Annotated in this window: 7 protein-coding genes and 2 pseudogenes; 6 read left to right on the top strand and 3 right to left on the bottom strand. The window is 58.6% G+C overall.

Features of this window, described 5'->3' with window-relative positions:
- The 3 genes and pseudogenes from CFR72_RS15190 to CFR72_RS15180 form a co-directional block, all read right to left on the bottom strand.
- A partial coding sequence (locus tag CFR72_RS15190) for a PHP domain-containing protein (RefSeq protein WP_244182330.1) occupies window positions 1-1920 on the bottom strand: 1920 nt, incomplete at its 3' end.
- Window positions 1917-3455 (bottom strand): Y-family DNA polymerase, encoded by a 1539-nt coding sequence (locus tag CFR72_RS15185; protein ID WP_279629174.1) that lies wholly within the window; start codon window positions 3453-3455, stop codon window positions 1917-1919. The genes CFR72_RS15190 and CFR72_RS15185, both read right to left, overlap by 4 nt.
- Window positions 3355-4131 (bottom strand): annotated as a pseudogene (locus CFR72_RS15180) (ImuA family protein). Before CFR72_RS15180 ends, CFR72_RS15185 begins: the two are co-directional and overlap by 101 nt.
- 264 nt (window positions 4132-4395) lie before the next feature.
- Between CFR72_RS15180 and CFR72_RS15175 the strand changes: the two are divergent.
- From CFR72_RS15175 to CFR72_RS15160, 6 genes and pseudogenes are all read left to right on the top strand, one after another.
- Window positions 4396-4902, top strand: a pseudogene (locus CFR72_RS15175) (SOS response-associated peptidase); the annotation flags it as partial.
- A gap of 143 nt (window positions 4903-5045) precedes the next feature.
- The gene (locus tag CFR72_RS15170) at window positions 5046-9341 is read left to right on the top strand and encodes a DEAD/DEAH box helicase (protein WP_167400418.1); all 4296 of its coding nucleotides are present in this window, start codon (window positions 5046-5048) and stop codon (window positions 9339-9341) included.
- Complete coding sequence (locus CFR72_RS18475; RefSeq protein ID WP_167400158.1) at window positions 9332-9463, top strand: type ISP restriction/modification enzyme; 132 nt, start codon at window positions 9332-9334, stop codon at window positions 9461-9463. The genes CFR72_RS15170 and CFR72_RS18475 overlap by 10 nt, the downstream gene beginning before the upstream one ends.
- Complete coding sequence (locus CFR72_RS17685; protein ID WP_167400156.1) at window positions 9460-10149, top strand: type ISP restriction/modification enzyme; 690 nt, start codon at window positions 9460-9462, stop codon at window positions 10147-10149. Before CFR72_RS18475 ends, CFR72_RS17685 begins: the two co-directional genes overlap by 4 nt.
- A gap of 277 nt (window positions 10150-10426) precedes the next feature.
- On the top strand, window positions 10427-10981 hold the full coding sequence (locus CFR72_RS15165; RefSeq protein ID WP_041247921.1) for a hypothetical protein: 555 nt from the start codon (window positions 10427-10429) through the stop codon (window positions 10979-10981).
- Between the two features lie 51 nt (window positions 10982-11032).
- Window positions 11033-11611 (top strand): RES family NAD+ phosphorylase, encoded by a 579-nt coding sequence (locus tag CFR72_RS15160; protein ID WP_244182329.1) that lies wholly within the window; start codon window positions 11033-11035, stop codon window positions 11609-11611.
- The last annotated feature ends 75 nt before the right edge of the window (window positions 11612-11686 follow it).

The following is an 11686-nucleotide window of genomic DNA, read 5'->3' as shown; positions in this document are numbered from 1 at the left end:
GATTATGGTAACTTTCATCCGGGCGGTCTCCTCTGAATGGTCTTCCGACCTCATCATGGCACATTGATGTCGCATGGAGGCCGTCCACCCCATCTGGATGGGACCGGGCCGGACGATGGCCACCTCGATCACCAGATCATAGAACACCCGGGGCCTGAGACGCGGCAGCATGGACATCTGCGCCCTACTCTCGATCTGGAACACCCCGATCGTGTCGGCCTTCCGGATCATGGCGTAGGTGCGTGGGTCCTCGGCCGGGATGGTCTGCAGCGTGTAACGCTGCCCCTTGTGTTCGGCCAGAAGGTCCAGCCCTTTCTTCATGCAGGTCAGCATGCCAAGGGCCAGCACATCGACCTTCATGAATTTCAGGACATCGATATCGTCCTTGTCCCATTCGATGATCTGGCGAGCGTCCATGGCCGCCGGTTCGATCGGCACCAGCTCATCCAGCCGGTCATGGGTCAGGACAAACCCGCCGGGATGCTGCGACAGGTGGCGCGGCACGCCAATCAGGCAGCGCGCCAGATCCAGCGTCAGCCGGATGCGCCGGTCGGACATATCGATCCCTGTTTCATCCAGCGCGCCCTCATCCAGCTTGCGCCCCCAGCCCCAGATCTGGCCGGACAGGGTGCGGATCAGGTCTTCGGGCAGGCCCATGACCTTGCCGACATCACGCAACGCCCCTTTCGCACGATAACGCGTCACCACGGCGGTAAGGGCCGCATGGTTACGGCCATAATGACCATAAATCCACTGGATTATCTGCTCCCGGCGCGCGTGTTCGAAATCCACATCGATATCGGGCGGCTCGCGGCGCTCTTCGGAGACGAACCGCTCGAAGAGCAGCGACGTCCGTGCCGGATCGATGGCGGTAATCCCCAGCACGTAGCAGACAGCGGAATTGGCCGCCGATCCCCGCCCCTGGCACAGGATGTCCTGTGAGCGGGCGTAACGGACGATGCTGTGGACGGTGAGGAAATACGGTGCATAGTCCATGCGCCCGATCAGGGCGAGTTCATGGTCGAGGGTTTTCCTGACCTCGGGCGGAATGCCTTCGGGATAGGCCGCTGCCGCCCCTTTCCAGGTCAGGGCTTCGAGCGCCTGCTGCGGCGTCTGGCCGGGGACGGAGACCTCATCGGGATACTGGTAGGCCAGGTCATCAAGGCTGAAGCGGCAGCGCTCCACAATATCCATGGTCCGGGCTACCGCTTCGGGATAGCGGCTGAACAGCCGCGCCATTTCCGCGGGCGGCTTGAGGTAGCGGTCCGCATGGCGTTCACGGGCAAACCCGGCCTCGTCGATGGTGGTGTGGTTGCGGATGCAGGTCACCACATCCTGCAGGATGCGCCGGTCATGGGTGTGGAACAGCACGTCATTGGTCGCGACCGCTGGCACCCGCGCCTGATGGGCCAGGTTCGCCAGTTCATACAGCCGCATCTGGTCATTGGGCCGGCGCCGCAGGGTCAGTGCCATATAGGCCCGGTCGGCAAAGGCGTCCTTCAGCTTGCGAAGCTGCAGGGCACAGGCATCATTCGCCGTATCCGGAAGCAGGATCACAAGGAGCCCGTCGCCCCATGCTACCAGATCTTCCCAGAGCAGATGGCATTGCCCCTTCCCGGCCCGGGCCTTGCCAAGGGTGAGCAGCCGGCACAGGCGACCATAGGCGGCCCGATCCGTCGGGTAGACCAGCACGGGCGCAAAATCGGCGAGGTCGAGACGGCAGCCCACGACCAGGCGGATGCCGGTCTCTTTGGCCGCGACATGGGCCTGCACCATGCCCGCCAGGGAATTGCGGTCGCAGATGCCCAGCGCTTCAATGCCAAGGGCCTTCGCCTGCTCGAACAGTTCAATCGGTGAGGATGCGCCGCGCAGGAACGAGAAATACGTCGTCACCTGCAGTTCGGCGTATGGCATGCTCATTCAAAGAAACCGTGCAGGAACCAGCCCTGCGAACCCGTTTCACCATGTTCGCCATCCCCGGTCCGGTAAACCCAGAATGTTTCCCCGCTGGTGTCTTCCACCCGGAAATAGTCCCGCACGGTGGTCAGTTCGGTATCCCCTTTCCACCATTCGCCAAAGACCCGCTCGGGGCCATCGGCGCACCTGATCCGGCGGCGGATGCCGCGCCAGATGAAGAAGACCGGTGGATGGTCGGGCAGCACCGCCATGGTCTGGATCGGCTCGGGACGGGGCAGCAGGCGGGTGGGGCGTGGCCAGTGATCCGGCCACTCCTTTCCATCCTCGGCTGCAAGGGCGGGCACGCGGCAGACGGCTCGCTCTGGCACGTCGCTTTCCACCGGGGCGAAGCGATACAGGGCCTGTGTGCCGACGCGGTTGGCCAGGGTATCGATCAGGTCGGAGACGTCTGCTTCTTCCTCCTCGATCAGGGTGGAGACACCCTGGCGGTGGAGGATCGGCTCGGCCAGCGACGCGGTCAGCACCATGCGCTCGATTCCGAAGCCCGGATCGATGGTCTCGATCCTGTCACAGAGCAGACGGGTCAGGCGTCTGACATCCCGCACCGGCATGGCCGTGGACACACGGACGGCCTCGGTGCGGCTGTCCACACGGTGCAGCAGCAGGTCGAGGCGGCGCACACCCTGCTCGCGTTCCTCCAGCCCGGCGCACAGGGGCGGTACGAGTTTGGTGATGTAGCGGGCTATGGTCTCGGCGGCGCTGATCTGTTCGGCAAAGCTCCGGCTGACCTGCACCGGTGCCTGCAGCCGGACCGGGACAATGGCTTCCGCCTGCCGTCCGAAAGCCTGGTCCAGCCTGCGGGCGACATCCGGACCGAAGCGCAGGGCCAGCGGCGCGCGTGGCATGCCGGCCAGCGGGCCGATGCGTGACACGCCCAGCCCATGGAGGCCATCGATGATGTCCGCTGGCAGGCGCAGGGCTTCGATGGGCAGATCAGTGATCGCTGCCGCCGTCTCACCGGGCGGCACGAGGGTAATGCGTCCCCGGCCATAGCGCGCCAGCGCATGGGCCGCACCCCATGTATCGGCAATGGCTGCCCGGGTCGTGATCCCGGACTCCTTCAGGCGGGTGACCATGTTCTCCAGCATGACGGCCTCGCCCCCATGCAGGTGATCGGCACCGGTCGTATCCAGCACGATGCCGTCTGGCGGATCGGGGGCCACGATGGGAGCGATGCGGTGCTGGAACCACAGCGCCAGCCGCTCCAGTCCAGCCCGGTCACCGTCCGGGTCGGCGTCCATGATGAGCAGATCGGGATGAAGCGCCTGCGCTTTCGCGACAGGCGTGCCGGGGCGAAGACCCAGCCTACGGGCGGCGAGATCGACCGACAGCACGACCCGTCGCCGCCCTTCCCGTCCGGCCAGCACCAATGGGCAGTCAGGCGCGGGCGCGTCGCCGCCCAGCCGCTTCCTGAGCCGGTCTGTCGGCCAGAGCGGCAGGTAGAGCGAGACGACACGGTGCCAGTCTCCCTTTGGCATCACAGGCCTCCACTTCGAAATCGGCGCATTCGCCCGCGCGGGCACGGATCAGTTCGAGCAGCCAGCGGGACCGGCCGACGCCGGGCACTGGCAGCGGCACGGATGGGAGGACCGAGACGCGCCACCGCGTAACCGAAGCCGTGGGCTGGCCAAAATCGGCCGCATCCGTCTGTCGCCGTCAGCGCCGTATGGCGATGCCCAGCGCACCGGATGTCTCGGCCGCCAGCTGCAGGCGGCGTGACGCTGTCATGGACAGGCGGGCGACCTCGGCGACAACCGCGCCCAGCCCCTGATGGCGCAATGCTTCCTCGAAACAGGCCAGGACATCGACGTCCGAACTGGCCGCGACATAGATGGTCCGTCGCGCCGACAGGCCGACCTGCTGCAGTGCCGGGGCATACAGGTCCTGACGGGTGGCGATCCACAGCACCTTTCCGCGTGTCCGGGCTGCGATCCCGGCAGAAAACAGCCCGGATGCCGCTGCATTCAGGGCGTCATGGCCGCCGCCTGCCACCTCATGCAGCGCGCCCAGCGCCAGGCCACCATCCGGCAGGCGACCGTCAATCTCGGGCACACCGAAGGGTAGCACGCCCCGTCTGCGCCGGCCCTGGCCTTCGAGGCGACTGACCTGTGCTCTTAGCGCCTCCAGCGCGGGACGGGGTTCGGGTGCGGGCATAGGGGTGGACAGTCCATTCGGGTGTTTCTGACACGGAATCAGCGATTGTGTTCGTTATTTGTTCTGGTACAGTGACGAATGTCAACCCATTCTGGAAAAGCGGCCGTGATCCGGACGCGGGCACAGGCCTGTCACACGGTCCAGGCTCGATGAAAACTGTCTGGATTGGAGGGGTTTATCAGGAACAGTCCGGCCATCCCCTTCCTGCAGGGTGGATACTGCCCGGCAGGACACCCATATCCGGACTCGCGAAAGGACGGCGTGATGTGCAACCTCTATGCGATGACCGGCAGCCAGCAGGCGATCCGGGAGGCGGCCCGGGTCATGACCGACCGCACCGGCAATCTCCGGCCCCTGCCCGAGATCTGGCCCAACACCATGGCGCCCATCGTGCGGAACGCGCCGGATGGGCGGGAACTGGTCATGGCACGCTGGGGCATGCCGACCCCGCCGGGCTACCTGAAAGGCCACAGGGTCGATCGGGGTGTGACCAATATCCGCAATCCCACCTCGACCTGGTGGAAGCGCTGGGAAGGTGTGGCGCATCGCTGCCTGGTGCCGCTCACGTCTTTTTCTGAACCGGAGCGCCTGCCGGATGGGACTAGTAGGCCCGTCTGGTTTGCCCGCAGCGATGGGGAGCCTCTGGCTTTTTTTGCAGGGATCTGGTGCCAATGGACGTCAGTGCGGAAACTGTCCGATGGCGAGACGACGGATGACCTGTTCGGCTTCCTAACCACTGTTGCCAATCGGGAGGTGGGCGCCATTCATCCATAGATTTCTGCAAAGACCAGCGTTGAATCATGTCCACGTCAGTCTGGAAAAACCTCTCGTCAATAGGCCCTATTCCCCATCCCTGTGGCAAAGGTTAATCTGGCCAGACGTGATTTTCAGACCGTCCAAAGGCTTGCCAGATTATGTCCGCGCTTTCCCAACTGCTTGATACCTATAGAAATCTATCCGTCACAGAGCGCGAGAAAGGGACCTACTTCGAGGAACTGATTGTCTGCTATCTGCGGACAGAGCCGAGCTACGCGGACCTGTATGACCAGGTATGGACATACAAGGACTGGGCAACCGAAGAAGGCTATGTCGCGAAAGACACGGGTATCGATCTGGTCGCCAGAACGCGGGGAACCGGCGAATACCATGCTATCCAATGTAAATTTTATGCCTCGTCCCATCGTATTAGCAAACAGGATATCGACAGCTTTTTCACCGCCTCGGGAAAAAAGCATTTTGCCCGACGTATCATTGTCGCCACGACCAACCACTGGACCGACAATGCCGAGGCATCGCTTGCGGACCAGCATCCGCCCGTCAGCAAGATTGATCTGTATGACCTGGAAACCAGCCTGATTGACTGGTCGCAATATCAGCCCAAGATTGCGCCTATCCTGCGGGCGCAGAAGAAAGCCCGCGAGCATCAGGAAACCGCTATCCGCCGGGTTCTGGCAGGCTTCAAGTGCCATGACCGTGGCCGTCTGATCATGGCCTGCGGGACGGGCAAGACTTTCACCAGCCTGAAAATCGCGGAACAGCAGGTCGGTGCCGGTGGTCGTGTCCTGTTTCTCGTCCCCAGCCTCTCCCTGCTGTCCCAGACCCTGACCGAATGGACCCAGGAAAGCCAGGTTCCGCTCCACAGCTTCGCGGTCTGTTCCGACAGTGACGTGGGGAAAAAGAAGGCGAAGAACGACGACGAGATTAAGGTCAACATCCACGAAATCCGCTACCCGGCAACCACCAGTCCCGGCCGTCTGGCGACCGAACATGCCAAACGGCATGACGACGCGCATATGACGGTCGTGTTCGCGACCTATCATTCCATCGATGTCATCAGCCGTGCCCAGAAGGAGCATGACCTCCCCGAGTTCGATCTGATCGTCTGCGATGAAGCGCACAGGACAACAGGGGTCACTTTCGGGGGGGAGGAAAATGATAGCGCCTTCGTCCGCGTCCATAACCAGGATTATCTGGCTGGCAGTCACCGCCTCTACATGACTGCCACCCCGCGTATTTACGGCGATGTGGCGCAGGAAAAGGCCGAAAAGGAAGGAGCCACTGTCTATGGCATGAACAATGTGGCCATCTACGGGCCTGAGTTCCATGTCATCACCTTCTCCGAGGCCGTTCGGCGCAAACTGCTGGTGGACTACAAGGTCATCGTGCTGGCCGTTGACGAAGGAACCGTCAGCCGTAGCGTCCAGAAGCTCTTGGATGATCCCGATAACGGGCTGACCGTCTCCGATGCCTCCAAAATTGTCGGATGCTGGAAGGCGCTGGCGACGGGCGGATTGCCTCGTGAAGGGACAACTGTCCCCGAACCGATGAAGCGGGCCGTCGCCTTCTGCCAGGTCATTTCTCCTGACTACAAGGGCAGAACACCCAAGGTCAGTTCCATCCAGATTGCCGATATGTTCCAGCAGGTCGTGGAGGAATATCAGGAACAGGAAGGCATTGAACCTGAAGCCCGTCTGATCTGCGAAGCCGAACACGTCGATGGCGGGATGAACGCCAGCGAAAAGGAAGGCAAACTCGCCTGGCTGAAGGACGAGACCCCGGAAGGCATATGTCGGGTTCTGTCCAATGTCCGTTGCTTGTCGGAAGGGGTGGACGTGCCGGCGCTGGATGCAGTCCTGTTCCTGACCCCCAGGAATTCACAGGTGGATGTGGTCCAGTCCGTAGGCCGTGTGATGCGGGTCGCACCTGGTAAGAAGCGCGGCTATGTCGTACTGCCCGTAGTTATCCCGGCTGGGGTTGAGCCAGACCAGGCTCTGGATAACAACAAGACCTATCAGGTGGTCTGGCAGGTGCTTCAGGCCCTGCGTTCTCACGATGACCGTTTTGATCACATGGTCAACAAGATGGATCTTCAGGCCAGACCTGACACATCCCGCATGGAAGTCATCGCAGTCACGAAGAAGATCACGGCCAAGACAAAGGCCCTGACAACAGGCACAGCCAAGAAAGCCCATTCGTCCTACAAAATTGGAAAGAAGGCTTCATTCCCTGACGACGACAGGCAGGAAACCCTGCAATTTGAAGTCGGGGAAATCGAACGGGCTATCTATGCCAAAATCGTCAAGAAGGTCGGCAACCGCCATCACTGGGAAGACTGGGCCGACGATATTGCCCAAATTGCTCAGACCCACATCACCCGCATCAAAACCATTCTGGAGAATCCCAACAACGTGGAAGCCCGGACCTCGTTCAAGGAATTCACGTCAGACCTGCGGACGGAACTGAACGACAGCATCAGCGAGGACGAAGTCATCGAGATGCTGGCGCAACATCTCATCACCCGCCCCGTGTTCGAAGCCCTGTTCTCCGGCCATAGCTTCATTGGCGACAACCCTATGTCCAGAGCCATGCAGACAGTTCTGGATGCGCTGGACAGGCATAGCCTGCACAAAGAAACCGACAGGCTGGAGGCATTCTATACCAGCGTCCGTGAACGGGCTTCGGGGATTGATACCTCCTACGGCCGCCAGAAGGTCATTAAGGAACTGTATGACGGTTTTTTTCAGAAAGCCTTCCCACGCCTGAAGGACCGCCTGGGTATTGTCTACACGCCTATTGAGGTGGTGGATTTCATCATCCGTTCCATCAATGACGTGCTGGAAAACGAGTTCGGTCAGACCCTCGGGAGCAAGGGTGTCCATATCATGGACCCCTTTACGGGCACTGGCACATTCATCACTCGGTTATTGCAGAGCGGGCTGATTACGAAGGAGCAGATGCTCCATAAATACCGACAGGAACTGCACGCTAACGAAATCGTCCTGCTGGCTTATTATATCGCTTCCATCAATATCGAGGCCTCGTTCTCCGATCTGATGGACGGGACATATGAACCCTTCGAGGGTATCTGCCTGACGGACACCTTCAGGCTGAACGAACCGCATGATCTGGTGAGTTCAACCCTGGAAGATAACAATCGGCGCATCCGCAAACAGAAAAAGCTGGATATCCGTGTCATCATGGGGAACCCGCCTTACTCGGTCGGGCAGGAAAGCGGAAACGACAACAACCAGAATGTGACCTATCCCACCCTGGATACACGGATTGCGAAGACCTATGCGGAACGGTCCAGCGCCACGAACAAGCGCGCCCTGTATGACAGCTATATCCGCGCCATCCGCTGGTCATCTGACCGCATTGGGGATTGTGGCGTCATCGGTTTCGTGACCAACGCAGGCTTTCTGGATGCCAATACGGCAAATGGTTTGCGTCAGTGTCTGGCCGAAGAATTTTCCTCCATCCATGTGTTTCATCTGCGGGGGAACCAGCGTACATCAGGGGAAACATCTCGCAAAGAAGGTGGAAAGATATTCGATGCTGGAAGCCGGGCGCCGATTGCCATTTCCCTCATGGTCAAGAATCCAAATGCAAAGGAACAGGGTCGTATTCTGTTCCACGATATTGGGGATTATCTGACCCGTGAGCAGAAGCTGAAACGTATTCAGGAACTGGCCAGCATCAATGGCCTGACTGGCGAAGACCTGTGGCAGACAATCACGCCGGATGAACATGGCGACTGGCTACGGCAACGGGATGACAGCTTTGGAAAATTTATTGCCATTGGGAGCAAGGATAAGGATGCGGGACCTGTGCTGTTCAGTCTGTTTTCCCGTGGCGTTGCAACAGCCCGTGACGCATGGTGCTACAATTCATCCCATCAAGTATTAACCGAAGATATGCGGTCCATGATTGATGTGTATAATTCGGAACGAGAACGATTTCAGAATGAATACCCTGATGCATCTTCAAAAGAACGATTAGAAAAGGCCAAAAATTTTGTCGATAGTGATCCACGAAAGATAAGCTGGAATCGTTCACTGCTTCAGGATTTTACCCGAGATAAGCCAGCATTATTTAACCCTGAGCATGTCGTAAAATCGGTTTACCGGCCATTTTTCTGTCAGTGGATGTACTTTGACCGGCAGATTAACGACATGATTTACCAGATGCCTCGACTGTTTCCTAGCGCTAAGGCGGATAATAGAGTGATTATGATTAAGCAACGCCAGAATGATGACAGTCAGTTTGCACTCATGAGCAAGTCTGTCCCAGATTTGCAAAGTGATGGTGGAACACAATGCTTTTCTGAATATTTATATGAAGAAGTAGGACAGGACAGGACAGGACAGGACAGGACAATTATACTCGGTCAACAGCAGAAGTACAAGAGAAGAATCTTGTTATTTGCATAGCCAGTCCGGGAGAAGACCGGCCTTTCTCAACAATGATGATATCCTGCACTCCGGACCTGCACCTTCTACACGGAGGCCAATGCTTTCCGATGTTTCTTTACGAAACGGAGGACAGCCAATGAACACTTCCCAAGGCAGTCTATTTGAACAGACACCTTCTCAACCACGTCTTGTACGACGCGAAGCCATCACAGATGAGGGATTGAAGCACTTTCAGGATGCCTATCCGGGCAAGGAAATCAGCAAGGCAGACTTGTTCTATTATGTCTATGGCCTTCTGCATTCGCCCGAATATCGGGAACGCTACGCGGATACCTTGCGAAAGGAACTGCCCCGCATTCCCCGCATGAAGACATATGAAGCCTTCAAAGCCTTCTCGGATGCTGGTCGCAGGTTGGGCGAAATGCACGTAAATTTTGATAGCCAACACATCTATGAAGGCGTGGAGATTGACTACGGTAAAGGATCACTGTCACCCGACAACTATCGGGTGACACAGATGAAATATGGCAAGGGCAAGAACAAAACCATCCTGCATTACAATGACCGCATCACTATCACAGGTATCCCTCTGGAAGCCTACGACTACGTGGTGAACGGCAAGCCTGCCCTCGACTGGGTCGTGGAACGTCAATGCGTGAAGACCGACAAGGCCAGCGGTATCGTCAATGATGCCAATAACTGGGCCATCGAAACCATGAACGACCCCCGCTATCCGCTGGACCTGTTCCTGCGTGTCATCACGATCAGCCTGGAAACCATGAAGATTGTGAAGAATCTTCCAGCCCTGGAAATTCTGGACAACTGACAGGCTGCTAACAGGTCATGAAAGCATGACATTAAATGCCATACCTTTACGAACTTATCGGACTTGACAGATTTATCGAAAATGAGGAGTATACGGCAGGAGATACGCCATGCCCAGAGCAACTGCATCCTCTTTCACCACAAAATCGCGCCGTCTTGCGGCGAAAACGCGTAGCGGCGCTGTGGTTCTCAGCGCACGCGGCGTGCAACCCGTTTCTATTCCTGTCGGACGCACTGCGCTGACATCTGTCGCCAGACAGGTGGGAACAGCACGCTCTGTGATCGAAAATCTCGGCCACGCGCTGGCGGAGACCCGGAAAACAGGACGTGGCGTCCGCTTTTCAGTCGAAGTCACGCCCGAAGGTACAGTTCGGATTGTGCATCCTCCAGAGAATCAGGACATTGCAGGCACGCAAGCGGCGGAGCGCACGTCCGGTAGCGGTCTGGCGCGCGCGAAGGCGCGTGGCAAGGCGCTGGCCGCCAGCATTCTTGCCCGTGAGGATATGGTGACGGCGGAAGAACTGGCGCGGCGCATGGGAACAACCCGTGTCACGGTGAATGCCCGTCGGCACGCTCGCCAGTTGATCGGCCTCGAAGGCCCGACGCGCGGTTATCGTTACCCGACCTGGCAACTCGATCGCGACGGTCGTCCGTTCACTATCATCCCGAACCTGTTTACCGCGCTTGGCGACAGTCCGTGGACCATTTACCGGTTCCTTACCCAGAAGCACCCTGAACTCGAAGGACGGACTGCAATCGCGGCCTTGGAGAAAGGAGAAGATAAACGCGTCCTCTCGGTCGCGGCCAGTATCGCCGAGGGCACCTTCGCGTAAATGTCGTCCGCAAGCCTACCCCCCAGCAACTTCGACCAAGCTGACCTCGCTATGACAACAGTACCAGCCGGTACCCGTTATGGGCGCATTCTGTTGCGGCGGTTTTCGGACACTCTGGGTTTCGGCAAGAACGAGAGCCGGTTCAGCGATCCTAGGGATCTGCCGCCACCTGAGCGGTTTGGGGTTCTTTATGTCGGCAGCACCCTGAAGGTTTGTTTCGTGGAAGCCATCCTGCGCGACAGTCGTGATGGCGTAATCGGAGAGCTTCTGCTCGCCGAGCAGGAAATCACCGACCGTGATTATGCAGAGATCGTGGTGGTCACTGATTTGCGGGTTGTCGATCTGCGGAGCGACAATCCCTTAAGGATGGGCATTCCCAGCGATGTAGTCGGCGGGTCGGACCAGCGTCCCGCGCGCCAATGGTCACTCGCACTCCATAACCATCCTGCCAAACCTGACGGTATTCTCTATCCCTCCCGATTGAATGAGGAAATCAATCTGGCAATCTTCGAACGTGCCATTCCAAAACTATCGGAAGCTGCTAGGATGAATCTTCATGGAATCTTCGCACTCGAAGATATTCTCGATCTCTTTCAGGTGGCCATCAGAGCCCGATCCGAAAGTTTTTGAACAATACCAGCCTGTTGTGATTCATCCGTCTTTGCGAAGAGATGGAGTGAATGGTGACATGGACTGGTATTGCCC

Source organism: Gluconacetobacter entanii, from assembly GCF_003206495.1.
In the GTDB taxonomy this organism is placed as follows: domain Bacteria; phylum Pseudomonadota; class Alphaproteobacteria; order Acetobacterales; family Acetobacteraceae; genus Novacetimonas; species Novacetimonas entanii.
This window is presented reverse-complemented; position numbering and strand designations above follow the sequence as displayed.

Excerpts from the sequence above, each read along its gene's own strand:
- CFR72_RS15185 (WP_279629174.1), bottom strand. The coding sequence starts at position 3,455 with ATGCCAAAGGGAGACTGGCACCGTGTCGTCTCGCTCTACCTGCCGCTC.
- CFR72_RS15170 (WP_167400418.1), top strand. The coding sequence starts at position 5,046 with ATGTCCGCGCTTTCCCAACTGCTTGATACCTATAGAAATCTATCCGTC.
- CFR72_RS17685 (WP_167400156.1), top strand. The coding sequence starts at position 9,460 with ATGAACACTTCCCAAGGCAGTCTATTTGAACAGACACCTTCTCAACCA.
- CFR72_RS15160 (WP_244182329.1), top strand. The coding sequence starts at position 11,033 with ATGACAACAGTACCAGCCGGTACCCGTTATGGGCGCATTCTGTTGCGG.